Origin of the sequence: Paenibacillus chungangensis (assembly GCF_042675905.1) — a bacterium.
GTDB classification, from domain to species: Bacteria; Bacillota; Bacilli; order Paenibacillales; family Paenibacillaceae; genus Pristimantibacillus; species Pristimantibacillus chungangensis.
In genome coordinates, this window is the sequence record NZ_JBHTJZ010000007.1 from 74,453 (window position 1) to 100,418 (window position 25,966).

19 protein-coding genes and 1 riboswitch are annotated in these 25,966 nt (G+C 51.7%); of the genes, 4 read left to right on the top strand and 15 right to left on the bottom strand.

Annotated features, from left to right (window positions below):
* Positions 1-62 precede the first annotated feature (62 nt).
* Positions 63-155: riboswitch (cyclic di-GMP riboswitch) on the bottom strand.
* Between the two features lie 233 nt (positions 156-388).
* On the top strand, positions 389-1,987 hold the full coding sequence (locus ACFQ2I_RS07095) for a multicopper oxidase family protein (protein WP_377563107.1): 1,599 nt from the start codon (positions 389-391) through the stop codon (positions 1,985-1,987).
* On the opposite strand, the gene ACFQ2I_RS07100 is transcribed toward ACFQ2I_RS07095, so the two are convergent.
* Positions 1,988-3,109 (bottom strand): response regulator, encoded by a 1,122-nt coding sequence (locus ACFQ2I_RS07100; RefSeq protein ID WP_377563109.1) that lies wholly within the window; start codon positions 3,107-3,109, stop codon positions 1,988-1,990.
* A complete protein-coding gene (locus tag ACFQ2I_RS07105) occupies positions 3,106-3,702 on the bottom strand; it encodes a sensor histidine kinase (RefSeq protein ID WP_377563111.1) in 597 nt (198 codons plus the stop codon). The genes ACFQ2I_RS07100 and ACFQ2I_RS07105 overlap by 4 nt, the downstream gene beginning before the upstream one ends.
* 223 nt (positions 3,703-3,925) lie before the next feature.
* Here ACFQ2I_RS07105 and ACFQ2I_RS07110 point away from each other — a divergent pair, with 223 nt between their 5' ends.
* Complete coding sequence (locus ACFQ2I_RS07110; protein WP_377563113.1) at positions 3,926-4,606, top strand: M50 family metallopeptidase; 681 nt, start codon at positions 3,926-3,928, stop codon at positions 4,604-4,606.
* A 292-nt stretch (positions 4,607-4,898) separates the two neighbouring features.
* Here ACFQ2I_RS07110 and ACFQ2I_RS07115 read toward each other — a convergent pair whose 3' ends face one another.
* The 5 genes from ACFQ2I_RS07115 to ACFQ2I_RS07135 all read right to left on the bottom strand — a co-directional run bounded on the left by ACFQ2I_RS07115 (position 4,899) and on the right by ACFQ2I_RS07135 (position 14,070).
* Entirely contained in the window at positions 4,899-8,141 is a 3,243-nt protein-coding gene (locus ACFQ2I_RS07115) for a UvrD-helicase domain-containing protein (RefSeq protein ID WP_377563115.1), read from the bottom strand.
* Complete coding sequence (locus ACFQ2I_RS07120; RefSeq protein WP_377563117.1) at positions 8,134-11,031, bottom strand: PD-(D/E)XK nuclease family protein; 2,898 nt, start codon at positions 11,029-11,031, stop codon at positions 8,134-8,136. The genes ACFQ2I_RS07115 and ACFQ2I_RS07120 overlap by 8 nt, the downstream gene beginning before the upstream one ends.
* A 92-nt stretch (positions 11,032-11,123) precedes the next feature.
* Positions 11,124-12,284, bottom strand: a complete 1,161-nt coding sequence (locus tag ACFQ2I_RS07125) for a mandelate racemase/muconate lactonizing enzyme family protein (RefSeq protein ID WP_377563119.1) — start codon at positions 12,282-12,284, stop codon at positions 11,124-11,126.
* Positions 12,285-12,307: 23 nt separating this feature from the next.
* Positions 12,308-13,330 carry a zinc-dependent alcohol dehydrogenase gene (locus ACFQ2I_RS07130; protein WP_377563122.1) on the bottom strand — a complete coding sequence of 341 codons (1,023 nt, stop codon included), beginning with the start codon at positions 13,328-13,330 and terminating at the stop codon, positions 12,308-12,310.
* 38 nt (positions 13,331-13,368) lie between these two features.
* Positions 13,369-14,070: a PIG-L deacetylase family protein gene (locus ACFQ2I_RS07135; protein ID WP_377563124.1), complete on the bottom strand. Its 702-nt coding sequence runs from the start codon at positions 14,068-14,070 to the stop codon at positions 13,369-13,371.
* A gap of 238 nt (positions 14,071-14,308) precedes the next feature.
* On the opposite strand from ACFQ2I_RS07135, the gene ACFQ2I_RS07140 reads away from it, so the two are divergent.
* Both ACFQ2I_RS07140 and ACFQ2I_RS07145 read left to right on the top strand, forming a co-directional pair.
* Positions 14,309-14,986: a GntR family transcriptional regulator gene (locus ACFQ2I_RS07140; RefSeq protein WP_377563126.1), complete on the top strand. Its 678-nt coding sequence runs from the start codon at positions 14,309-14,311 to the stop codon at positions 14,984-14,986.
* Positions 14,987-15,038: 52 nt separating this feature from the next.
* Positions 15,039-16,079: a DUF6786 family protein gene (locus ACFQ2I_RS07145; RefSeq protein WP_377563128.1), complete on the top strand. Its 1,041-nt coding sequence runs from the start codon at positions 15,039-15,041 to the stop codon at positions 16,077-16,079.
* A 2-nt stretch (positions 16,080-16,081) separates the two neighbouring features.
* Here the strand turns inward: ACFQ2I_RS07145 and ACFQ2I_RS07150 are convergent, their stop codons facing one another.
* From ACFQ2I_RS07150 to ACFQ2I_RS07185, 8 genes are all read right to left on the bottom strand, one after another.
* Positions 16,082-16,975 carry a fumarylacetoacetate hydrolase family protein gene (locus tag ACFQ2I_RS07150; protein ID WP_377563130.1) on the bottom strand — a complete coding sequence of 298 codons (894 nt, stop codon included), beginning with the start codon at positions 16,973-16,975 and terminating at the stop codon, positions 16,082-16,084.
* Positions 16,976-16,999: 24 nt separating this feature from the next.
* Positions 17,000-17,782 (bottom strand): SDR family NAD(P)-dependent oxidoreductase, encoded by a 783-nt coding sequence (locus ACFQ2I_RS07155; protein WP_377563132.1) that lies wholly within the window; start codon positions 17,780-17,782, stop codon positions 17,000-17,002.
* Between the two features lie 45 nt (positions 17,783-17,827).
* Complete coding sequence (locus tag ACFQ2I_RS07160) at positions 17,828-18,583, bottom strand: IclR family transcriptional regulator (RefSeq protein WP_377563134.1); 756 nt, start codon at positions 18,581-18,583, stop codon at positions 17,828-17,830.
* 226 nt (positions 18,584-18,809) lie between these two features.
* Positions 18,810-20,675, bottom strand: a complete 1,866-nt coding sequence (locus ACFQ2I_RS07165) for a hypothetical protein (protein WP_377563136.1) — start codon at positions 20,673-20,675, stop codon at positions 18,810-18,812.
* Between the two features lie 91 nt (positions 20,676-20,766).
* Complete coding sequence (locus tag ACFQ2I_RS07170; RefSeq protein WP_377563138.1) at positions 20,767-22,308, bottom strand: FAD-dependent oxidoreductase; 1,542 nt, start codon at positions 22,306-22,308, stop codon at positions 20,767-20,769.
* A gap of 36 nt (positions 22,309-22,344) precedes the next feature.
* On the bottom strand, positions 22,345-23,229 hold the full coding sequence (locus ACFQ2I_RS07175) for a carbohydrate ABC transporter permease (RefSeq protein ID WP_377563140.1): 885 nt from the start codon (positions 23,227-23,229) through the stop codon (positions 22,345-22,347).
* 31 nt (positions 23,230-23,260) lie between these two features.
* A complete protein-coding gene (locus tag ACFQ2I_RS07180) occupies positions 23,261-24,157 on the bottom strand; it encodes an ABC transporter permease (RefSeq protein ID WP_377563143.1) in 897 nt (298 codons plus the stop codon).
* Positions 24,158-24,180: 23 nt separating this feature from the next.
* Positions 24,181-25,878, bottom strand: coding sequence for an extracellular solute-binding protein (locus tag ACFQ2I_RS07185; protein WP_377563145.1), 1,698 nt, complete (start codon positions 25,876-25,878; stop codon positions 24,181-24,183).
* Positions 25,879-25,966: the final 88 nt, after the last annotated feature.

The window sequence follows — 25,966 nt, forward strand, 5'->3', positions numbered from 1 at the left end:
GTTTACCCCTTCCAAAAACTAGTATTTTTTATTTTTGAGAACACAAAAAAACCACGTTAGCATTAAGCAACCCGGCTGTCAGGCCATGACTAGTCATGACGGAAGACCCGTGGCTTTGCGTCCCCGACTTTCGTTCGGGTTTGCCTTTTATTAAAGTTACCTGGTTAGTTCTCAGAAACTATCTTGCATGGTTCTATAAATCTAGTTACCCCCAAGATTATACATGCACATACATAATGTGACAATACAAAATAGTAAAAAAGTGCTAACAATACTATTTCTCCCGCTTGCGATAATATTTCGCATGTTTACGTCAATCCCCCTCGTATACTTCTAACAGAGATGATTCTCAAGCCCTCATCCATTACTCAAGAAAGCGTGGGATCTTATGAAGCTGCCCAGGTTTATTGATAAACTGCCCATTCCCCCTGTTTTGAAACCCGTTTCTTCCAAAGGCGGAGTCCGTTATTATGAAGTAACGATGTCGCAATTTCACCAATCTCTACACAGTTCAATGCCGGATACTAAGGTATGGGGGTACGAAGGCATATACCCTGGACCTGTAATCGAAGTTTCGAAAGGGGAGCGAATCAGAGTCAAATGGAGAAATGAGCTGCCCGACAAACACTTCTTGCCTATCGATAAAACCGTTCACGGCTCAGAAGGAGACACGCCTGAAGTTCGTACGGTCGTTCATTTGCACGGAGGCGTGACAAAAGCGGATAGCGACGGCTATCCGGATGCTTGGTTTACGAACGGATTCCAAGAAGTCGGCCCGGCTTTTACACAGCAGGTGTATGCATACGATAACCCGCATGAAGCATGTACGCTCTGGTATCATGATCACGCGATCGGCATTACCAGATTGAATATCTATGCCGGACTAGCCGGCTATTACATGATCCATGACCGCAACGAACGCTCTCTCAACTTGCCCAAGGAACGATACGATATTCCTTTAATGATTCAGGACCGCTGTTTTCAACAAGACGGCTCCCTTTATTATCCCTCTGCTCCTGCTGACCCTATCGATAATCCTGAACATAGGAATCCGTCAATCCTTTCAAAATTCATGGGCGACACCATCCTCGTCAATGGCAAGGTCTGGCCGTACTTGGAAGTAGAGCCTCGGAAGTACAGGTTGCGGTTCATTAATGGTTCCAACGCCAGATATTATAAATTGCGGCTTGGCACTTACGAATGGATGAATCAAATTGCAACGGACGCAGGACTACTTAATCATCCTGTACCGATGCAGACCATTGTGCTCGCTCCGGCTGAACGCGCTGAGATCATCATTGACTTTTCTGTCTATCGTAATCAAAAAATCGTGCTGTACAACGATGCCAAAGATAATTATCATGAATTTCCGGATGACCCGGAGATCAATAAGAAGCAAACACGATACGTGATGCAGTTCCGAGTCCAATCCCCCTTGCGAGGCGTTGATCGGAGTAGCATCCCGAACAGATTAAACCATATCTCGTTTTACAAAGAAGAACAGTCTGCAAGAGACAGATTGCTGGCCCTCATTGTGAGAGACGACCGTTACGGCCGGAAAATAAGACTGCTGGACAACAAATTGTGGAAGGATCCCGTCAGTGAAAAACCAGCTTTGGGAGACATCGAAATTTGGGGCTTGTATAACCTTACTACAGGCGGTCACCCGATTCATATTCATCTGGTCAAGTTTCAAATTTTGGACTATCAAGACTTTGACGTGAAGCATTATGAAGAAACGAAGGAGGTCCGACTAACTGGGCATCGTTATCCCCCTCCTCCAAATGAGAGGGGCTGGAAAGATGTTGTCAATGTCTATCCTGGCAAGTATGCTCGCGTTATCGCCAAATTCGCTCCCTACAGCGGCAGATTCGTTTGGCACTGCCATATATTGGAGCATGAAGATTACGAGATGATGAGACCTTTTGACGTAGTGGAAAAGTCGCTTTTCCGCAAAATGCTGCAATTATGGAAAGGGAATGGTTAGCTATTCGTTGTAAAATGGTAGCAGTTCGGCAAGCTCGAAGGAAGGCTTGATGCCAAGCTCGCGCTGTAACAGATCGCGGAAACGTTCATAGTGGGTTTGCAGCGCCTTCCAATCCTTCATTTCGCCTAACACCTGCATGAGCAGCAGATTAGCCTCTTCATCCAGCTCTTGACGCCGGACCAGCTTCCTTGCAATGGGCAGCGCAGCTTCGACCTGCTGTCCGTCCATGAGCATGCGGATTAATCGCTTGGCGAAATGATCATACAGATAGCCCAATCGCTCTTGCTCCGGAATGGCCCATACATACGACAGCTCCCCGAACAGCTCACCCGCATGCTGCTGCTCCAAGGTTAAAGCATCCTCCAAGCTAGATTCATGAATAGCTCCGAGAGCCGCTACTTTATGCTCGAAATCGATAAAGTCAACTTCCACAGAAGCTAATTCCAGACGGTACTGATTATGATTCGATACGACCATCTCTCGAAGCCCTTGTGAAGAGAGTGCTTTGCGAAGCTGGTAAACCGCCGTGTGAAGGTAGGTTTTTGAATTATTCAACGGCATATCGGGAAACACATGTTCAATAATGAGGCTCCTGGAAACGGTTTTCCCGTGGTTCAGGAGCAAGAACGCAAACAGCTCCTTGCTTTTGCTGGATATCCATTTCACTACGTTGCCCTGTCTGTCGCTTACCGTCAGACTTCCCAGCCCCTGTACGACCAATCGCTTGGGTTCATTCGCATCGCCGCCGGCCCCCGGCTGTTCCTGGCGCTTTCTCTTCGCCCGCTCCACAGTCTCCGACAACCGAGGAGCGGAGATCGGCTTCACCATGTAATCGAGCGGATAGGCGTCGAAGGCATCCAGGGCGTATTCCCTGTGGGATGTTACGAACACAATATCCAGCTCCTGATGGCGCTCTCGCAATTCCCGCGCCAGCTGCAAGCCGTTATCTCCTGCAATCTCGATATCGATAAATACAAGATCCGCAGTATGGTTGCGAAAATAGTCCAGCGCATCCGGCACTTGCCGCAAGCTTGCCGCTACTTCTATTCCTTCTATGCGCGCCAGACGCCGCTTCATAACCGTCAGCATTGCTTGATCATCGTCAATGATGACAACCCTCATGCACCTTCACCTCCAATGCCGAAACCGCGCAGCGAGAAATGGAAGATACTTCCCTGCTGTGGCGTGCTTTCCGCCCATATCTGTCCACCGCTCATCCGTACAAATTGCCGACAGACGTGCAAGCCCAATCCGGTTCCCCGTTCTCCCGCCGTTCCTGCCGTGGAGGCGAATTGCATGGGATCGAACAGCGACCCTACCTGTTCAGGCGACATGCCGACACCGTTGTCTTTGATGGATACTGTGACTATTCCGTCTTCAACTTCTGCACTCATCAGGACGCTGCCTCCCTCTCTGGAGAATTTGATCGCATTAGACAATAGATTGCGGAGAATAACCATAACGGCTTCCCTGTCCGTATATATCTTGATTTCAGCATGTATGTCGAAATCAACCTTCACCCGTTTCGTTCCGCTCTTAATCTGCAGCATCCGGAAGGCTTCATCCGCAATGGCGGACAGTCCCCACCACTGCGGATGAAGAACAACCCCCTCCTTCTGACTGCGAAACCAATCCAGCAAATTTTCAATCATGACAAACGTATTCCGGGTTTGCCCGCTTATTGCATCGACAATCTCATGCGCATCCGAATCCATCTGCGCTTTCGCTTCTGCTGGAACGCATGTTAAGAGCAGTGCAATTCATTAATTAAATTAAGCTGGAACCAGTTAACGGGCGTCTCAGGTATTTATCCTGACGGCGCCCGTTTTTCAAATTAGAAGCAGGAATATAAAAGCTGTTCATGTGGCGGTTTATTGACAACACACCGCTTCACGTATAGCGTTAGACTCATCAGTATGCAGAAAGGATGTGGCTTAATTGTTCGGATGGCTGCGAACGGGATTCATGCTGGCGGCGGTGCTGATTCTGACCCGATTTATCCCTTTCTCTTCTTTCTTCCGCAACGTCAATACGCTTGTGCATGAGTTGTCCCATGCCGTGGCCGCACTGGTTCTGAGAGGAAGTGTCATGCAGATTCACCTGTACCCCGATCAGAGCGGTGTGACGTACACGACGTTCGAAACGGGATGGAGAGTTATTCCAATCGCAGCGGCGGGTTATGCGGGGGCTTCGCTGTTTGCTGTTTGGCTTTTCGCGCTGTATGTACGGGGGAGCGTCAAGTCGGGCCTTGCGGTCATTGCCGTCACAGCCGCAGCCGCGTTGGCATTGTTTATCCGCAATGATTACGGCATACTCTGGAGCGCAGGCTTCGTGCTGCTGACGGGAATTGTGCTGCTGCTGCCCGGATGGGTGCAGAAGGGATATTATTTGCTCATCGCATTCTTGTGTCTGGTGGAAGCGTTGGTCACACCGTTCATCCTGCTGTATCTGTCCGTCGTTACCCCCTCAGAAGCGGGCGACGCGGCCAGCTTGAGTCAAGCGACCGCAGTCCCGGCGTTCATCTGGTCACTGCTGTTTGTTCTTTTCTCGCTTTGGTGTGCGCGCATCGCATTGAATCGGCTATTTGCCCCGAGACCTTCCAGAGCGGTACAGCACTAGACATACCGATTTTACGAAGCGGCTCTCATTTTGATACGCCTTGCGCTTCCCTCATTGGTAATTTGACCTGATCAAGCCCGTTGTCTTGGACGACTAACTCTTCGAAAAATTGAATGATCCGCTTCGCATAAGCTTCCTTATGTCGTCGGTAGGACCCAACACGGCCTGCGTTCGCAACTCGCCAAAATCGAAAAACGTCGCGATGCGTCTCGTACATGTTCCTGCTGTTGCAATAGGGAATAGCGCGATCCGCATCGCCGTGGATAAACAATGACGCTTCTAATTAAACACTCTATATCTGTTCATACCGCCCCAATTGGGTAAAATACAAGCCGGCTTCTTTCACCTTGTAGCCGAAAGTCCGCTCCCATTCCGAAGCATAAGCCTGCACCTGCGGCCGATAGAAATCAATAAAGGACTGCAGCGTCTCTTCCGTCACACTGTCCGTCTTAAAGTCAACAATGACCCAACCATCTTCCTCCTCGAAGAGGAAGTCAATAACGCCCCGCGTATAACATTGCAACTCGTTGTCTTCGCCAGGCTTCTTGTGCAGCATCATCGGCACCTCGAACAACCGGCGGCGCGCGTGCAGACTGCGCTGCCAAAGCTCGCCGCCCAGTATACCCTCAATGACGTTAACAGCTTCACTTATATGATCCACAGCCAAGCCTTCCTCATCCGCCAGAAAGCGTACCGTATCCGCAAGTTCAGATGACTCCGCCATCCTCTTGCCCAGCCGCTCAATCGCACGATGTACGACGTTGCCGAATGCTATGCCTTTGCCTTCCGCGGACCATGCCGGCCGATCGCAGATAGCTTTCGTCTGGCCGGTAATGGATAGAACGGCATACGTCGGCGTGCCAATTGCATCCAATGTCTGTTTTCGCGCTTCCACCACATTTTGCAAATCTGGCCCTGCCGTCAACGCCGTCTTCTTCTCCGGCTTCATCTCCGGCACATCAAGCTCGCGTGCCAGATCCATTCCCTCTACGAGCGGTGTCCAAGGGCACTTCGCCGGCTGATCCGGATACAGGCTGATAACCAGCATCTGCTTCGGACGTGTGGCGGCGACATACAGCAGCCGATCCTTCTCAGCGTTGGAGAAAGCTCGCTCTCGCTCGTTCATCTCTCCCCAGCCTGTAGGTTGCGCGATCACTTCCTGCTTGAACGCGCCGATTGTTCTGCTTATCGTGAAGTAACCTGCCGCCGGATCTGCGGAACGATCAATATACTGCGTCGCATCGTGATCCGACTCCCCGCAGGGACAAGCCAGGAACACGACCGGAGCTTCGAGTCCCTTGGCCTTATGCAGATTCATTATTCGAACGGCTTGGTTGCCGCCAGCGTACAGGCTCGATGTCTCCATTCCCCGCTCTGCAAGCATTTGCTCGATCAATCGACATAATTCTGCCCAGCTAGCACTCGCTAATGAATCTCCATGTATGAGCTGCAACATTTTCACCAATGTCCCCGCTCGAACTGAGCCTGCAGGCAGCGTCGACACGTAGGGTAGAATGCCGAGATCATTCACGATCTCACTGAACGCAGTCGCCGCGCTTAACGTGCGAACCCACCCCTTGTACGTCTGAAGCTTGCCCAGCACCGGAACAACTGCCTTGGCCTCTTCTCTGCAGGACTCCAACTGTGGCAAGTCAAATAACGAGAACGAGAGCCCTTCCTGCTTATAAGCCCATAACTGCCGATCGCTCAACCCGAACAGCATGCCCCGAAGAACCGCGAGCAAGGCCGGTTTATCGCTGGAATCCTCTAAATACCGTGCCAGCTGCAGCAGTGCCAGCAGCTCCTCGTAGACGGTTGTACTGCCCGACGTATCAGCCGGAATGCCGTGCCTATCCAACTGTTCTGCGTACAGGTGGATGAACTCTCTTGTTTTCGTCAGAATCAGAAAATCACTTGGAACCGCATTCCGTCCTGCACCGTCACGATCTATTATTTGCAAATTGCCATGGCTGCACGCCCACGAGATATAGGCTGCGATCTGCTCCGCATCGATCCCTGCGACTGCAGCTTTGCCTCCCGGCAGCTTGGGATAGTTAAGCACGTAGATGCCATGCGGTGTCTTGCGACCGCCTCTGGAATGGTACGCACGCGTCTCCATCTTTACGAATGCAGCCTGATATTCCGTCTCCGAAGACGGCAGCTTGCCGACAAACTGACCATTGATGAAGTCCCCGATGGAACGTACGGAGCGGAAATTGGCCGACAGGCGCAATACGGCGCCGCACGCCTCTATGCGAGCTTTCACTTCATTATAGATGGAAATATCCGCCCTGCGGAATCGATAGATCGACTGCTTCGGATCCCCCACCACGAACAGGGAGCCCGGCCGAGGCGTAAGCTCCCGCCAATTCCTCTGGAATACACCAGCGTCAGCATTCCCAGTAAGCAGAAACATCAGCTCAGCTTGAATGGGATCGGTATCCTGGAATTCATCGACAAGCAGCCGCTGGTATCGCTTGGCGAAGTACGCTCTTACTTCACGATTGTCACGCATAAGCTTGGCGGCTTCCATGAGCAAGTCTTGGAAATTCAGCTTTCCCGCAGCATATCGGCGCGCCTCGTAATGGGCAAGCGCAGGCCGCACGAAGGCGATCAGCTTCGGATACATATATTTACGCCATTGCTGAAGGAATGGCGCCAAAACGTTGATCTGCCAATCGAAGAAGAGCTTCTTCATCTCGCTTGCATGCACTTTGGATGTCCATCGATTCAACGTCACGTCGAGCTTTCGGTCGAACGCCTTGGCCATCTCAAGAATATGCATATCATTCGCCTTGTCGATATACCGCAGCTTCTGACGCGTCTGCCTGACCAGTCGCTGAACCGTATCCCAGCCTTTCTCAGGCTCGACTGTTGGCATATAGGGCTCTGCGGCATCAAGCATGGGGAACAGCGTATCCCGAATGCGATCACAATCAGGCAGCTCCCGCTCCTCGCAAGGAAGTGCAACATCCGTGAACATAGACACGCGGTGGAACACGTCCCGAAGGGTGTTCACATCCACGCGCAGCGCCAATAATTCCTCCAGTTGGAATCGTGCTTCCTCATCCAGGTCAGCCATGTAATCGTCCCAACAGCTCGCGCGGAATTGCGCATCGCTTTCTTCATCCATTTCTTCAAATGAAGGGTCCAGGCCTGCTTCAATCGGACGCTCGCGCAGTAGCGACCCGCAGAACGAATGGATCGTTCCGATAAAGGCAAGATCGAGATTCTCCAGCGCCTTCGACAATCGCTCACGAACGATGGAAGCACCCGATGATCTCCGATAAGCTTTCTCCAATGCCAATCGGAAGCGCTCTTTCATATCGTCTGCCGCTTTATTGGTGAACGTAATGGCGGCGATCTCGCCGACGCTGACACCGGATTCGATCAACGCAAGAAGCCTGCCGACCAGACTAGTCGTTTTACCTGATCCGGCCCCAGCCTCCACGAGCAACGTTGTCTCTAAATCTGTCAGTATCCGATCGCGGTCTGCCTGATCGGCAGGCGCCGATAAGATAGGCGATTCAGCCAATTCTCTCCACCTCCAGCAATTTGCCAAGTGTATCTGCGTTCAGAGACGAATCGCGCTTGCCCGCCATCCACTCCGCATGAGATCCGCATACAGCCTGGTAATGGCACCACCGGCATGTCATCGCATCCTTGGCCGGGACGTAGATGCCGCTATTCCGAGATGCCAGCAGCTTCGCAACGATGACAGCCAATTCGTCTCTTCGATTCTGAATGCGTCTAACCTTCTCGCCGCGCCCACGCTCTGTGGGGAAGACGTATTCCGCCTCCGTCACCCGGGCTTCGGGGTCCACCCCCGTATCGCGAAGCCACTGCTCTACAGCGATGGCATACATCGCAAGCTGCAGCTGCGTTCCGCCGCTGAAATAATCCGAATCGTTGTACTTGCTCCTGCTGCCCGTCTTATAATCAATAATTCGATACTCGTGTGGCCCGATCCGATCGACCCGGTCGACGAAGCCTCTCAACTTATAACGAATATCATCGGACAGCTGTATCTCCATCGGCTCTCCATCAGGCGTCGCGAGCGCCAATTCGAAGAAGAGCGGTTGATCTCTATTGTCGACTTCATTGCGGTAGAAGACTTCCACATCTCGCCGGATTTCCTCGCATTCCTTAGCGAACACATGATCATTGGGAGCAGGGACGGCTACCGCATATTCCTCGATGACCGTCTCCATGCCGTCAACCAAGCGGCTTCTGTCGTGCCTGGCCGGCTTCGTCCCATTATCCGTAACGTCCTCCAGATACCTTCTGAAAACGTCATGCAGTAAAGTGCCTCTATCCCCCGCTTGTAGCCATCGGCTGCGATCAAATTCTGCGACATCCTTCGGACGAAGCTTTAATAGATAAAAAAAATAATAGTGCAACCCGCAACTCGCATAGGTCTCTAGTTGACTGACGCTAATGATATCCTGCTGTTGAACCGCTTCCAAACCAGTAGGTATTGCACCGGCATCAATGGCCAACCAACCGTCATACGCTGTGAGCTTCTCGCCTTGACGCAAGGCATGAGCGCGATAACCTGCAGCAAGATCAGGATAGCTCTCAAGCATGATCTGCCATCCATCCTTGCGCTTGTCGCCAGGTTCCTGCAGCAGCCCAGCCCACGAATCGATTCCGTCCATTGGAGCGGTAAGCTCGGCTGCATGCGCGATATCCATGACACGGTAAGGTTCGCCTAATGCTTGCTCTAATGCTCCGAAGTCCAGTGATTCATCTCCCGCCTGCAGCCGTAGAACTTGCAGCAATTGGAATGCGGAACCTTGACTCTTATGCTCGCCTACATCATAAGAAGCATAACTCAACCACACTTCACCCCGGATTTGAGACAGGCGGGACTCCCTCTCGCTTCTTACACGCTTTGCACGTTCCTGGACAGTCTCCAATGACTTGGATAGCGCCATACGTTCTTGGTCCAAGAGAAGAGGGTCTTGCACAGCGGATATACGCCAGGTTCTCTCATCCACACCTACGATCCACGTCCGCTCTCTCCCGCTCCAGCCGCCATTTTGCAGAGAGCTTACGTGAAGCATTCCCGGTCTCGGTGTTGCCGTAACGCGAATACGAATGCCTGCTAGCATCTCTCTCACATACGGAATCACTGAATCCATCGGCATAGGTTCAGACGGGCATGTGGCGTAACGCACAGTCATCTCCTTCAGGGCCGCACATACACTTGCATCATCCAGTGACCCCGTCGGCACATAGTTTTGGACGACATGCGACACCCATCTTAGCAGATCAAGCGGATTCCATTCATGACCTTCTGGTAGTTGATTCAACCAATCTCTCATGTAATGGTTTAACGCGGCGCCTTGCTCTCGCTCTTCCTCGGTCAGGCGTTCTGGGCGAAGCATCGCAACATATCTGTCCCTTCCCCATCCAATATTGGACTTCTCCAGGAAGCGAACCCACTCTGACCGGGACCAGCGTTCATCCGGGAACAATATGTGGCCGTGCCGCAGCAATTCCGCAAGCCGCTTTACCGGAAAGCCTTCTGTCACCCAATCCAGTATACCTGTGGCCGCTTTTCCGGCAGCGCAATAGATGAGCGGCAGCCCGTCCGAGAGTGTATATTCGATGCCCAGCGCTTCGACATGCGAGTACAGAATAGGTGCATAGTGCTCATAGTCAGACAGAATGATTTCCATCCGATCAAGCGCTATGGGGTCCGACAGCATTCTGCGAATTCCCTCTCTCACTTCCGCTAAACTTCCTGCTGCGCGAAACATCTTGCATCTATTGGTTGAAAACGCTTCGTTGGCATGGAATGGAGCATCCGGATCAAGGTAGCAGAGTTGGCCATCCGCCAGCTTGTGAATCATCTGCCGCTCCGCCCACGTCCAACCTGTTGGTGTAAACGCCAAATAGACGCTATTATCCGCTCCCGGTTTCAAGTATGCCATCAACCCGGCGATATCTGTCCGGCGGTTTTCCTGCAGATACCTTTCATACGCTGCGAGCAGTCTTTTCAAATATTCCCCTTTAAGCCCATTCGTGAAATGCTCCGCATTCACCTCGTCAGAACGAATTCCAGCCAAGCGCATATCGGATAGGGCACAATTTACTTTACTTACGATACCGGGTTGCAACATGGCCTCCGTAATATAACTCTTCGGATTCTCCTCGGCCAACTGCTTCATCAGCAGACGGACAACCCAAACAGCCTGCTCCTCATGGAGCAAGCTGATTTGTCTGCGATAGAGTTCAGCCTTCACATTGGCCGTCACTACGCCGCGAAGCGTCTGCACTTCTACGTTACAGACAGCTCCGTGGCGCTTGCATATTTGTTCGAGCAATTGGTGACCTTGCGCATAAGATCGTGCCAACAACACTTTCGGAGATAAAGGAGCCTCGTTGATTTTGCGATACAACCGATCGATCAGATCCATGTATAACCTCCTCACCCATAGTCCATATACCTGATTTCGATGAACCATACCTTCATTCCTTCCACTACTGGGAAATGAAGGAGGTATATTGGTTACAATATAATGCCTGTGCGGGGTTGGAAATCAGGGTCTTCCGCATCATAGAAGACCATCTCGCGTTCGAAATTTCTTCCGAACTGATCAAGCTTGTTCAAATCGAGATCAAATCCGAAGCCCGGACGGTCCGGCACAGCTACCTTCCCCTCATTAAATACAATCTGCTCCTGCAGGATGTCACCCTGCATGAAATTCAAATGTGTATCATTGGCGAACGGGAAGTTGCGCGAAGAGGCAATCATATGTATATTGCCCATCGTTCCGATACCCGTCTCTGCCCACGAGCCGGTCACACACCAGATGCCCGCTTGGTTGGCAAGATCAACAATTTGGCGCGCCTTCAATATGCCGCCCGCTTCTGATGGATACACCAAGAAACAAGCGCAAGCCCGTTGATCGATAAGCCGCAACGCATCCTCGAAGGTCGCACAGCCTTCATCGGCAATGATGGGAACGTCTACCGCTCTCGCCACTGCCGCCATTCCCTCGATATCATGGTACCTGGTTGGCTGCTCAACCATCTGCAATCCATACTTCTCCATGCTGCGAATCGCCTTGATGGCTGTTGGCACACTCCAGTTCTGATTGGCATCGATCCGGATTTTGATATCCGGTCCTACCGCTTCGCGCACAGCCCGCACCCGGTCCGTATCAAGCGCGATATCGCGGCCAACTTTGAGCTTTAACTCACGATAACCGTTTTCAACAAATTTCACAGCTTCCTTAACGTTGTTGTCAGGAGTATCAATGAATATATACCCGTTAAATTCCACTTCGGACTTGCATTTGCCTCCCAATAAATTGTATACAGGCGTATTGAATATTTTTCCCCGCAAATCCAGCAGCGCCATCTCAATGCCTGCCATGCCGTAATAGCCAATCTGCTTCCAGTTCACACAATATTCCTCAAGCTGGGCGAGAATTCCCTCAAGCTCCAACGGATCTCTGCCGATTAGGAATGGGGCGAATTCTTTGTTGACCACCGTTTCAATGACCGGAATCGTCGGTCCTACTGATTCCCCTATACCGATCAGCCCTTCATCCGTCTCGATCTGAACAATAAGCGAAGGCGCGCTATAGCGCGTTCCTCCAGACCATTTTTCACCTTTAAAAAAAGGAATTTTAATCGCTTGTGTTTTGACGGCTGTAATTTTCATCTTCCTGCCTCCTCATATAGATTCTATTGATCAAGATTGACGATGACCTTAATGGCTTGCTGCGGATTGTTGCGAACGAATGAGAGGGCCTCGTCCAATTCCCCGAAGTGATAGCGCTGTGTAATAAGCGGTTCGACCCGCACCGCCCCGGATTCAATCATCTGCAGGACGCGCGGCCAGACGTGCGGGTCATTGGTCGAACCCAGCAAGCGCAGCTCCTTCATTACAATGCTTTGAATATCGACGGCAACCGGGACAGCGGGCAATCCGAACAAGAGCAATTGTCCGCCCTTGCCCAGCAGAGAGATTGCCGTCCGCAAGGCCGTCTCCTCTCCGGCAGCTTCAATGACGATGCTCTGCGTGTCCGCTGCCGGCATGCTCTGCCCATCGGGTTCAGACAAGTTCACGATAACATCCGCTCCCAATTGCTCTCCCAATGCCAGCCGACTTGACTGCATGCCAATAAGGGTTACCGGTGAAGCCCCTGCCGCCTTGAGCAGTTGGACGAAATAGAGCCCGGTCGGTCCGTCGCCGACGACTGTCGCCGCCATTCCTAGCCGGATATGCAGTTTATCAACCGCTCCCAAGCAGCAATGGATCGTCTCGGCCTGTGAGGCTTCGTCCAGCGTTACGGAATCAGGCACAAGATAGATATTATCCGCCGGTACAATCAAATACTGCTGCCATCCGCCCGCATAATGAAGCCCGATCTCTCCCCCTTGGGGGCAATGGTGCTTATTGCCGGCACGGCATGCGGGGCATCTTCCGCAACCGATTAACGGATCGATGCAGACCCGATCGCCCACCTTCCAATCCCCGGCATGTTCGCCTACCTGCGTAACGATACCTGCAAGCTCATGCCCCAGCGGCAGCGGCGGATTGCTGAAGCCGGCTTCCCCGCTTAGAATATGCAAGTCCGTACCGCAAATGCCAATAGAGCTGATGGCAATCTCGACTTGCCCCGCCTGCAGCTGCGAACGCTCCGTCGTGCGCTGCCGCACTTCATTGGCTGCCGTCCACTCCCAGATGAGCTGTTGCTCCTTCATGCGATTCCCCTCCTATCAACTAATCGGTTGCAGCAGAGCTAAGGAAGCAAATGCGGTCCCCCGGTGACCGGATACATCGGCAGGCTTCGGAAGGCTTCCGCATAAGGCACCCCTATCGCCATCCCGCGCATGGCTGCAGGCCGCGCCAAAAACTCGATATAGTCCATTCCGTACATATGTCTCAGCCAATCGTCTTGGCTGGCATGGCATTTCAGCATTTGCCCTCTCTTATCAATCGTATCTGTAATATCGACATAGATCTCCGGCTCAAAGCCGATTGAGCCCAGATTATCCATGATGAACACATGTGGAATGTTCTGCATGGCCGGATATTCTGTTTCTATCAGCGGAACTGTAACCGGAATTCGGCAATCGATGGCAATCTCGCCACATATCCGATGGTCAGGATGATAATCATTCGGCCCATGGACGAACATAAAGTCGGGTGAAGCCTGCCGAATGGCATTGATGAAAGCAAGCCGAGTAGGACGATCATGGAACAGAAATTCATCGTCAAATCCAAGCCATATCAGCTTCGCACCGATCAGGTCCGCAGCCGCCTTCGCTTCTTCATGACGGATGGCGGCGATCTCCTCCTTACTTAATACAGGCGAGCCCACATTGCCATTGGTAGCAATAATAATAGTAACCTCGTCGCCCCTTGCCGCACACTTCGCCAATGTACCGCCGCATAGCGCTTCCACATCATCCGGATGTGCTCCGATGGCAGCTACTCTCATACTCCTCTCTCCTTCCAAAAATTGATGGTAATTTGATTTAATCATACACAGATGAATATTGTCAACAATATTTAAGTATAAAAAATTATGCTCCGTACCTGTACAAAATAGACAAGACGATCGGCACTTCCACTGTAATGTTGTTGACAAAATACAATATGAGAGCTACTCTTACAAAAAGAAGCAGCGAGATCCGCCTCGGCGAAAGTTGCTTTATCTGCCTAACAGGAGGTTCTAGATGGACGGCTTCACTTTCAAAAAACAAAAAAACATCTCGTTGCGTGAACAAATTACAAACGACATTCGTACAGCGATACTGAAAGGTGAAATTCCGGCAGGCAGCCGGTTGAAGGAAAGCGATATTTCGCAGCAAATGGGGGTCAGCCGCGCCCCTGTAAGGGAAGCGATACGTCAATTGGAACGTGAAGGCATTCTCATCTCCTATCCTTACCGCGAAACCGTCGTCGCTGATATTTCACTGGATGAGGTCAAGGATATACTAATTCCAATTCGCATGCATTTGGAAGAGTTTGTCGCTCGCAAATATTTGAAACAGATAGATGATGCCTTTATCGAAAAGCTGCAGCAAATCATTAACCAAATGGAGCGTTCCTATCAAGATGCTAATCTTGATGAGCTGGTAGAATTGGACATGCTCTTCCACGATACCTGGATTAGCCTGGCCCAAGAACGAACCGTACTGATGACCTGGAGAAGCATTCAGAACCAAACCAAACTTCATTTCATCAAAAATATCCGTCACTATGCCAGCGACACGATCGTTCAGGATCACCAAGCCTTGCTGGACAGCCTTGCGTCAGGCAATCTTGACCGCATAAGTGAGGAGTTGCGCTTGCATTTGAGCGGAGCAAAAGCTTTCCAGTTCACCTCGGATGAACGCACTGAAATGGAGTAGCTGCGACGTAAATTACGAGGACTCGAATCGATGAAGGGAGAGGTGTCTGAGGTTGATTACAAAACTGGAATCGCAATTGCAGCAAGCGAACTGTGATTACACGGTATTGCATAATGACGAGGGGGCTCACATTATTTTATTGACCCGCGGAGGACGTGTGCTCAATGTAGCCGCTTCCCGCAGCAATAGCTACGCTCCGTTCTGGACTAATCCGCAGGCATTTGCTTCACGGCACTGGAATGCGGGAGGCGACCGAACGTGGATCAGTCCCGAGCTTGAGTACTTTATAGACGATGCCGGACAATATGCCATCCCCACTCAGCTAGATCCAGGGAGCTGGAACGTTACGCAATACTCCTCGGAGGAAGCTGCTCTCCGAATGACATGTGAGCTTCATCACAAGAATGCCAATGCTCGTGTCGGTCTCAACCTGAACAAACATTTTCGATTGCTTTTAAATCCTCTTCACTTGAATCATTCGGCAGCACCCCTCAATAACCGCTCCGTTCGTTACGTCGGTTACGAGGTTGTCACTGATCTTCGCTTGGAACCGCTATCAATAGCCAGGGCTGAGCCCAGCCCTGGCTATTGCAGCCTTTGGAGTATTATGCAGCTTCCAGCTGATGGCACTGCTCTAATACCGACCAGAGGCACGGTTACTCCGTTAACAATGTTCGCCGAACGAGAACCAACAGATATCAAGCTCTTACCCGAAGGCGCCTACATTCAATGTGGAGGCGAATACAGCTTCAAGCTCTCATTCGACGCTATCTCTTCGACCGGGAGATACGGATACATTCGGCAGTTGAATTGTTCACAGAGCAGCTTGGTTGTTCGCCAATTCAGCGTCAATCCAGCCGCTAGGTATCCCGATTATCCCCCCGACAACCCTCGATATCTTGGCTCTTGTATGCAAATCTATCATGACGGCAATAGGCTGGGAAACTTCGCAGAATTGGAATATCAATCGCCCGCGCTGCCTATTGACAGAATCGGGCGAATGATTGACGCTTCGCAAGTGTTCCACTTCGAAGGTCCTTCCCCTGCCATACATCACATTGCGGAAGTCATGTTGGGAATGTACTCTAGATAGGCTTAACGCGCAACCAGACGATTGGTCAGCATGCCCAGCTTCTCGATCTCAATCGTGACGACATCGCCGTCCTTCAGATACACTTGACGCTCCGGCGGATAACCCATCACAACGCCTTCCGGTGTTCCGGTTAGAATGATATCGCCCGGCGACAAGGTGAAGTGCTGCGAAATATAACTGACGATTTCATCGCAATGGAAGATCATATCGTTCGTATTGGAATGTTGCCGCACTTCACCGTTGACGGTTGCTTTGATCGATAGCTCGTTAGGATTGCCGACTTCATCGGCTGTGACCAGATAAGGCCCGATCGGAGAGAAGCCGTCGCAGGTCTTGCCCAGCAGCCATTGGTTCGTGCGCAGCTGCAGATCTCGCGCAGACAAGTCGTTGGCGTTGCAGTAGCCGAATACGTAGTCCAGCGCATGCTCCCTGGATACGTCTCTCGCCGTCTTGCCGATCACGATCACAAGCTCCGCCTCATAATCGACCTTCTCCGAAGTCCGGGGAAGCGCAACGTCATCCCCATGACCGGACAGCGTATTATTGAATTTATTGAACAAGATCGGATATTGGGGAACGGGCATGTTCGTCTCTTCCGCATGCTTGCGATAGTTCAGACCGACGCATATAATCTTGCCCGGGTTGGTCACGCAAGGACCAAGCTGAAGTTCCTCTTCATTCAGCCATAGGGAAGCGGCATTCGCCCCGGTAGCTTTCTCCACCAGCGCGCTCAGCACGTCAAGCGCAGCCTCGCCTTGACCGATTACTTCGTCCACAATGGACGGCACATCTGCAACCTCCAGTTGCCGAGCCGCAGCCGCCACGTCAAGCACTCCTCTGTCCGTACGAACGCCCAGCAGGTTTTGTCCATCTACCTTATAAGTAAGCAGTTTCATTTTCATTCTCCTCGCCTATTAGAATTAAGCATTTTTGCCGAATACCACTCCGCCGTCAATGTACAACGGCGAGCCCATCATAAATTTCGATTCGTCCGACGCCAGGAAAAGCGCAGCTTGTGCGACATCCTCCGGACGCCCGATATCTCCGCTTAATTGACGGGTTTTCAATGAAGCAATTGCCGCCTCCGGATCATCGTACGAGGTTCTCAGATAGTCTTCCACGAACGGCGTCATAATGGTGCCCGGCAGCAGCGCATTAACGCGAATGCCATATTGCGCATAGTCGACTTGCATCGCCTTCGTTAGTGCCAGAACCGCGCCTTTCGTCGCACTGTAAGCCGCCCTTCTCGCCAGACCGATCTCCGCTATGCAAGAAGACATGTTGATGATATTGCCTGATTTTCTTGCCATCATCCCCGGCAGCACGTATTTGCTGGGCAAGAATACGCCTTTCACATTGACGTTCATAATTCGGTCCCACTGCTCCAGCTCTACTTCATGAAGCGCTCCAACATTGCTGACGCCGGCATTGTTGAACAACACGTCAATTCGACCATAATTGTCCATCAATCGTTCTACCATCTTTTCTACCATTTCCGCATTTGTCAGATCGGCATGTGCGAACGCGGCGGCGCCTCCGGCCTCCACAATCTCCCCGACTGTCTCATTGCCACTCGTCTCGTTCACGTCATTCACAATCACTTCTGCGCCTTCGCGAGCGAACAGCAACGCTGTGCTCTTGCCAATACCTGATCCAGCCCCCGTGATAAGCACGATTTTGCCTGTTAGTCTACCGTTTTTCATCTCTGTCCCTCCCTTTGTAAATTCGTAACGACGCTTCGTTGCTCATTACTGCCCATGTGACAGTACTTGCGCCAAAGCAGTCACTTCCTCGATAGCCAGCTGCTTTTTCCGTGCCCAACGAGACTGCGGAACAGAACAACTGACCGCGGCAACGACGCTTCCGTTCGCACCTATAATTGGAGCTGCAGCACAGCTGAAGCCTAGCACCGCTTCTTCCTCGTCGATGGCATATCCGTCCAGGCGGATCTTGGCAAGCTCTGCAAGCAACTTATCAAGCGATCCAATCGTGTGATCCGTGAAGGAGGATAGCCGTTCTTCTGGATACAACTGAATGACTTCCTGATCGCTCTTGTCTGCGAGCATCACCTTGCCCAGCCCCGTCGCATACGCCGCCCACGTCGTCCCTGGCTCAGAGACAAGGCGGACGGGAGACGATGCTTCTTCCTTCGCCAAGTAAAATACGTCTCGCCCTTCCAACTTGCCCAGTTGCAGCGTCTCCTCCATGCGGTCCCTCACCTGGCCGGCCTCGCGATAGAAATGCGACACCAGGTCGTATTGTCGGAAGTAGAGGCTGCCCGTTCGGCCAAAAAAAGAGCCTAGTCGATAACAATCTCTTGCATCCTTCTGCAACCAACCGAGCCGTTCCATTGTCAACAGCAACGAATACATAGAGCTTTTATTAATGCCAAGCTCCCGGGACAGATCGATTAGCTTACAGCCGGAGGGCGCTTCCGCAATCAACCCGATAATGAGATGAGCTCGCTCGAGCGCTGGAACGTTGTACTTGTTGATCCGATCCATTATACCTCCCTAGCACAGGTTCACTATAGTAAACCAATTATTATATAATAAACTAATTATACCTTCTATCTTCATTTAGATCAATGTGGAAATGGACGAAATGGCTGCGATAAGCGGCAATTTCCCCGAGCGTGGGACAATAGCGGAAGAGCGCATCGCTGCAGCGATGCGCTCTTCCGCTAATCGGCGAATTTCATTACCATACGTGATGTGGGGTAGCGTTACCTTATGCAATCGGCATTGCCGGCATGATTTGCGTGTAGTTGCTCGGTGTTTCGTATATGGACAACGCATACCTGGTCTCGGCTCCCGGACCTTCGATTTTTTGAATGGTCGCCGGAGCGGAAGCTCCTCTTAGCTTAATCTGAACATATACATAGTTGTCGTGCGTCGCTCTTTGCCAGAACGTAACCTGCTGAACGGCATCGAACCTGGACTCGTTGACGAGCGCGACTTTGCCTCCCGACAAGATGAATTTCACTTGAAGCGTTCGATCGAACGGATTCGCCCCGTTGTTCGGGACATCGCTCTCGGGTCTCTCCAGTGTCAGCACGTACGTTCCGTCATGACGGAAGCGCGTCAACAAGTACCGATTCGTATCGCTGGCCAGCACGGAATCCGCTACGATGATCCCTTTTTTATGCGGTCCGTAATGGAGAGCGACATGATTGTTCGTCGCGTCGACGAGCTTCGTGTACGCCCAGACGTTCGTGAACACAGAAGAATTGCTCGCCGGTACATATGTCGTGACATAGGAATCAATGAATTGCACCGTTTCTTGTTTGGCTTCGACGGCGTACAAATCGTAGGTGACCAACGCCGCTTTGGCCGCCGTGTTCGCAGAGAACGTACAGTTGTAGAATACGGCTGATCCCGTTTGTACACCGGAACCGTTGTCGAAATAGTTTTTGACCAAGGTCGTCCCATCGCCGCGGCAGATGACCAGCAAATTATTGACTTGCACCGGCTTTGTCGTATAATACGGCTGAACCGCGATTTTACAAAACTCCGCTCCGCAGTCGTTGATCGACACCATATTGCCGATCCGATAGGCAACCTCGGATGCCCCATCCGAGGCGCACCCGTTAATAGAGGAGTACGTGGAGTTGACCCAGTATGAGATAGCGACACTGTTCGTATAACATCCGTAGTAATGGTTGCTCGTGGAGTTGAAATAACCGGAATAGAAGCCTACGCCCGGGGAAGCACCCGCGCCCATGGACACTTTGTTGTAGGTGACCAGCCAGCTGTTGTCCAGCCATATCCCGTTCGTGCAATTCCGGATCGTCACTCTGGTGAACTCGGCCTGGGAGATTGAGAAGCTGCTCCTCCTTCCGCACCACATCCCATAAGCGGCCTCGCTGCTGGAATCAAGACTCACGTCCTCAATGACGACGCACCGAATACCCTTGACGGAATCGCCCTCCTGGCCGAATACAAGTACCGCATCCGCACCGTCTACCGTTGCGTTTCCGATCTTCCGGATGGTGAACGAACCTGTGCTAGCCGGGCTTGACAATGTCGAGGCGATTGGGCCGGACAGCTTGGTGGCCGACCGGATGACAAGCGGCTTGGACACGCTGTAGTCGCCGCAGCCGGTGACGTGACCTTGAAGATTGGTCAATACATGCTGTATCGCCGCCCAGCTATCGTTCGCCCCGGTCGGATCCGCACCATACCGGTCTATATGCCGGATGCCGTCTTCTTCCAGCAGCTCGAGGTAATTGCCGGAAGCATCCGTATGATTGCCGAAGCCGTCCGCGACTTGCGGCCAGTCGCTCCCCCGGTTCAAATAGGTCGCACCGCCGTAGCCGGCCCCCTCAACATATGAGATCGTGATATAGACTTCTCCGGCCGCGCCTTCGTAAGCCTTCATCGCCGCCACATCGGGGAAGACGATCGGGCATGCGCCATCCTCCCCGCAAAGCCTGGAGGCAAGCGGATGCTCCTTGCCTTCGGGGGCTCCCCAAGCGCTGTTTCCGAAGAAACCGCCCGCAGCAAGAGCCGCTCCCGCCATACCGGCGGAAGCGAGCAGCGTTCTTCTGCTGATCGGAGCGGATGAATCTTTTTCGAACTTTTGATTATCGGACATTTGTCTCACTCCTATACATACGATTTCACTGCAGTTTGCTGAATCGTTGAAGTTTCGACACAACCAGATCTGACCCGGAACCGGATATTCATCAAAGCACTTGTCCGTCCTTAAGCAGGCTATCCCTGAGTATTCCGTATTCAATATCCTGAACGGCCCGGTCTTCTTCGAGTGCAATGGCCGCAGCCGTAGCTGCAGCTTGGCCAAGCACCATGAACACCGGCTCCATCCGGATCGAGCCGTAAGCGATATGGGATGCCGACAAGCATACTGGCACCAGGAGATTCTGGCATTGCTCGCCCTTGGGCACGATGGCGCGGTATGAGACGGGATAAGGAGCCTCGATCTTGATCTCCACATCGCCTTCGTTCACACACGCGCCATTGATCACAAGGCGGCGGCAATTGTGGGAATCCATCATATAAGAGGCCAGACCGATCGAATCCTCTGCTACGCGCAGTCCGCGACAATGCAGCTCGGTCATCACTTCCTCGGCGACCATCCGGCGCGCTTCCCTGATATAGAGCTGATGCGGCCAGTTCGCCGTATCCATAAATTCATCGGCGGGCAAGCCCCACTGCCCAACCTCCTCGCGAACATGTGCCGGAACGCTGTCATCATTAGCGAGAAAATACAGCATCCCCAGGTTGTACCTCACATGGTCTTGAAATAGCTTCTCCCTTGTCGCGTAATTCGCATCCGGCCAAGCATGATTGGCTCCGATATAATCGGTGCTCACTGCTCCGAAATTATTCAAATCCGTCTTCCCGTTCGGCATTCTTACATGCAGCCGCATCGCATCCCAAATGCCGGAGCGGATATACCGGGACAGCAGCTCGAATTGCTGCGGATCATAGCCGGGAGGCTCCGGAAATGCTACCCGGTTGCCCGGCACATCCGTCAGGCAAATACGGAAGTTATACGCCTGAATGGAGTGATCGCCTTGCCCTTGTACACCGGGCTCAATGTCTGCGATCCCGGGCAGCAAGCCGCTGTCGGGCTTGCCTTCGATCATGTACGGATCGATACGGGTGTTGAACATGTGGTATGGCGAGCCAAACTGAATCCCGTTGCGCGTCTCTCCATACACGCTGTTCCCTTCCCGCCCTACCGTGTAGGAGACGCCGGCGCGTGCCATCAGATCCCCTTCATATGAAGCGTCGATGAACATTCGCGCCTTGAACACTTGCCCATTCTCCATCGTTATGGCGCTGATCTTGCCATTGGTCGATTCCACGCTGGCCAGGTGCTGCTCGAAGTAGACCGGAACGTCTTCCTGGGCCAGCCATTCGTTGAATATGTTCTGCGCGACGCTTGGCGCGAAATGCCAGGATGTGCCGTCGCCATCTTGCGGATCATACATGGCGCCGAGCTTCATATAAAACTCGCGGGCGATTCCGCCAATGGCCGATTTGCGGCCAAAATCTGTCGCGCCGAGACCGCTTGCCGTAATGCCGCCGATATTGCGGCTGAATTCGGCGATCACGACCCGAAGTCCCATCCGGCGCCCCTGGATTGCTGCGGCTACTCCCGCTGGCGTGCCGCCGTATATGCACAAATCCGCAGTTACCGGATTTGGCTGATCACTCTGCTCATCTCGCTGGTAATAATACAACTGACTGAAGTCCGTCATCTTCTTCCACTCCCAATTCATTCATAGGTTATACGTTCATTCCTTGACGCTGCCCAGCACGATACCTTTCACAAAGAAACGCTGAAGCAGCGGATACACGGCCAGAATCGGCAGCATGGCGATAAAAACTTGCGTGGCCCGGTTCGTTCGATCCGACAGCAATAATTGCATCTCGATATCCATATCGCTCATGAATTGAACATCGGACTCTACGACGACCGTACGCAAGTAGCTCTGCAATGGGTAATTGCCCGGATCGTTCATCAGAATAAGCCCGTCGAACCAGCTGTTCCAGTGGCCTACAATCGTGAATAGAAGGACAGTCGCCAGACTCGGCAGCGATAAGGGCAGCACGATGCGCCACATAATCGTCCAATGTCCCGCTCCGTCGATCTTCGCCGATTCATCCAACTCCTTCGGCAGCCCGCGGAAAAAATTCAACATCAGAATCACGTTAAACACCGGAACGGCGGCGGGCAAGACAAGCGCCCAGATGGAATCCAGCAGACCAAGCTCGTTGATAACCATATACCAAGGAATGAGCCCGCCGCTGAAGAGCATGGTGAATACAAAGAACCAGGCATAGATCGTTCTCCATCGGAATTGCTGCACTTCCTTCGATAATGGATAAGCGAGCAGTACGGTCAGAAGCATATTGATAACCATCCCTATCAGCACCCGTTCCACCGATACGAGAAAAGCTTGCCAGAACGCCGAATTCCCGAACACGTAAAGGTAAGACACGACAGTGAAATCTACGGGCAGCAAAGCGACTTCACCAGACGCCACCGCCGATGCGGAGCTGAAGGATACCGCCAACAAATGTAGGATCGGAAATATACAGCTGAAGGCGAGCACGGTTAAAAAGGTGTAATTGAACATGGTGAACACTCGATGGCCGAGCGACGCCTGTTGAACCATCTGTCCAGTTCCTCCCGTCATAAACCATATTTCAAAAAATTCTATAATTGGCGAAGCGATAGGCCAAGTAATAGGAAGCGGTGATCATCACAAAGGACACAACGGACTTGAGAAGCCCGACTGCGGACGCTACACCGTATTGCACTTGCTGCAGGCCTAGCCGATAGACAAATGTATCAATAATATCTCCGGATTCGTATACAAGCGTATTGTACAAATTGAACACTTGATCGAACCCGGCATTGAGCACGTTACCGAGACTTAGCGTTGCCAGCAGGACGATGATCGGAATCATGCCCGGCAGCGTGACGTGCCAGGTCTGCCGCCAACGATTGGCCCCGTCTATGACAGCAGCTTCATAGAGCACAGGATTAATGCTTGTAAGCGCAGCCAAATATACGATCGTGCCGAATCCAAAATCCTTCCATACATCAGTCGTCACCAGCGTGAATCGAAACCAATCGTTATCGCCCAGGAAAAAAATCGGTTCCATTCCGATCGCCTTCAATAGCTGATTGATCAGTCCGCTGTTCGGTGACAGCAGATCAATAAGAATGCCGCTCAGAATGACCCATGACAAAAAATGCGGCAAATAGACAAGCGTTTGAAAAACGCGTTTGAAAAACGACTTTCGAATCTCATTCAGCAAAATGGCCACGACAATAGGTACGACTAAACCGACAACGATCTTCATCGCTGCGATGATCAACGTATTCATTAACACACGCGATGCTTCCGGCATCAACAGCATGTATTTGAAATTGTCCAAACCGATCCAAGGAGATCCCAATATCCCTTTGGATGGCAAGTACTTCTTGAAAGCAATCATGGCGCCTGCCATCGGACCGTATTGAAACAACAGGACCAGTAGAAAACCTGGCAAGACCATCAGATGCAGGACCCAATTTCGTTTAAAATCCGATAGCATGTCCCTCTACTCCCATACTTTTATTACTTCCGGCTTTTGTACCATTCGTTCACTTCCTCCGTGATCTTATCGCCGCCAAGACTTCTCCATTCCTCCACAAACGTGTCGAACGCTTCAATTGGAAGTCCTCCGAGAATAATCTTGGTGAACGTCTCGTTCTCCTTCGTCTGCAACAAAGCCATCCGTTCCGACATCGTTGGCGTGGGAGCGCCTACAAACTCGTCAAAAACATATAAATTGTTCTCATAGGCTTCCTTCAAATGAGCCATCGTGCCGCCTTCCTTCGCAACCATCCACTGATACCACATATTTCCGTCCCCGTTCAAATAGGCTTGGGCGCCCTCATATCTCGCGATACGGTCCATACTGCTGCCAAGAATGGAAGGATCGTTGTTCTTCAGCGCTTTCGGAAGAAGCTCACCGGTAATGATATGATAATCCTGTAGATTGGCCATGATCGGATTAAGCGGATAGAAGAACTCGCCTTTGTTTTTTCGGTCTTTGCCGAAGACTAGAATCGAATTCGATTCATCCGGCTTGATCTGATTTTCCATCCATACATTGAGCAGCTTGATAGCCGCTTCCGGATGCTTGGCATTTTTATTGATCACATAATAAGACGGTACTCTGTATGTGGCTTGATTTTGCGCGGGCTTATCGTCAATGGAAGCAATTTGATAGCTTTTCCACTCGGCCGTCATTTTACCGTCCTTCACCAACGGTCTTTGGATGCTTAACGTATACCAGAACGCGCCATATACAAGGCCTAATTGCTCGGAACCGTACATCTCCGCTACTTTTGACCCATCCTTGACAGCGAATTCCGGATCGATTTGTCCTGCCTTGAACATATCCTGCAGCTGTTTCAGCGCGGCTTTTACTTCCGGCTGTATGCTGCCGTAGACAAGGTTGCCGGACTCATCTTTCTTCCAGATTTTCGTGTGAGCATGGAATCCGTTGAGAAAGCCTGTAAGCATGTTCAAGTCTTTATCAATCGCGAGCCCGTACGTTTTTTTGCCATCCGCATTCCGCTTCGAGAACGCTTCGGCTATGGTAAGCACATCCTGCATCGTCTTGGGCTCCGGCAGGTTCATTTCCTTCAGCCAGTCGGTCCGCACATAGATGAAGTTCGCCCCGCTGTACGGACTGTTCGTCTGCGGGATGGCCATCAGCTTGTCGTTGAACGTGGCCGTCTTCATCTGCATGCCGCCGTCCTTCGTCATCTCATTCTTCGTATCCTCGGAAGCATACTGTTCCCATAATTCCGTAATATCCATAATCATGTCGGAATCGATCAGCTGCTGCAGATCGGTTGCTTTGACGTTATAGAAGTCCGGCAGGTTGTTGGAAGCGATGCTGATCTTGATCTTCTGATCATAATCCGTCACTGTCCAATCGTTCTTGATCTCAATGCCGAGCCTTTCCTTGTAATAATCATATATGGCGTTGTTATCAATCGTTTCCCCTGGATCGAAATACTGCTTGTTGCTAATGCCCCGAACCGTCGTAACTGTGATCGGGGGGTCATATTTCGTGAATGGCCCCGGCTTCTCCACGCTTTGATCCGATTGCTGCGAGCCCTGATCCTGCTTCGACTCATTCGTTGAATTGGAGCCGGATGACGGCTCCGGTGCTGGCGTCCCCGTGCCGCTGCAGGCTGCTACCAATAGCAGAATCGCAGCCAGGCAGCATAGCGTGATTGATCTTCCTATTCTTTTCAATACCCTTCCCCCTCAAGTGGATAGATTCACCGGTGTTGATCCGATGTAGTTACAGTATATAGGGCGTTCCAAAGGCCCGTAAGATTCA

Coding starts and splice junctions, on each gene's coding strand:
- ACFQ2I_RS07105 (WP_377563111.1), bottom strand. CDS start 3,702: ATGGATTCGGATGCGCATGAGATTGTCGATGCAATAAGCGGGCAAACC.
- ACFQ2I_RS07170 (WP_377563138.1), bottom strand. CDS start 22,308: ATGACGGACTTCAGTCAGTTGTATTATTACCAGCGAGATGAGCAGAGT.
- ACFQ2I_RS07175 (WP_377563140.1), bottom strand. CDS start 23,229: ATGGTTCAACAGGCGTCGCTCGGCCATCGAGTGTTCACCATGTTCAAT.
- ACFQ2I_RS07180 (WP_377563143.1), bottom strand. CDS start 24,157: ATGCTATCGGATTTTAAACGAAATTGGGTCCTGCATCTGATGGTCTTG.
- ACFQ2I_RS07155 (WP_377563132.1), bottom strand. CDS start 17,782: ATGAAAAACGGTAGACTAACAGGCAAAATCGTGCTTATCACGGGGGCT.
- ACFQ2I_RS07120 (WP_377563117.1), bottom strand. CDS start 11,031: ATGGATCTGATCGATCGGTTGTATCGCAAAATCAACGAGGCTCCTTTA.
- ACFQ2I_RS07160 (WP_377563134.1), bottom strand. CDS start 18,583: ATGGATCGGATCAACAAGTACAACGTTCCAGCGCTCGAGCGAGCTCAT.
- ACFQ2I_RS07135 (WP_377563124.1), bottom strand. CDS start 14,070: ATGAGAGTAGCTGCCATCGGAGCACATCCGGATGATGTGGAAGCGCTA.
- ACFQ2I_RS07150 (WP_377563130.1), bottom strand. CDS start 16,975: ATGAAACTGCTTACTTATAAGGTAGATGGACAAAACCTGCTGGGCGTT.
- ACFQ2I_RS07140 (WP_377563126.1), top strand. CDS start 14,309: ATGGACGGCTTCACTTTCAAAAAACAAAAAAACATCTCGTTGCGTGAA.
- ACFQ2I_RS07165 (WP_377563136.1), bottom strand. CDS start 20,675: ATGTCCGATAATCAAAAGTTCGAAAAAGATTCATCCGCTCCGATCAGC.
- ACFQ2I_RS07130 (WP_377563122.1), bottom strand. CDS start 13,330: ATGAAGGAGCAACAGCTCATCTGGGAGTGGACGGCAGCCAATGAAGTG.
- ACFQ2I_RS07125 (WP_377563119.1), bottom strand. CDS start 12,284: ATGAAAATTACAGCCGTCAAAACACAAGCGATTAAAATTCCTTTTTTT.
- ACFQ2I_RS07095 (WP_377563107.1), top strand. CDS start 389: ATGAAGCTGCCCAGGTTTATTGATAAACTGCCCATTCCCCCTGTTTTG.
- ACFQ2I_RS07100 (WP_377563109.1), bottom strand. CDS start 3,109: ATGAGGGTTGTCATCATTGACGATGATCAAGCAATGCTGACGGTTATG.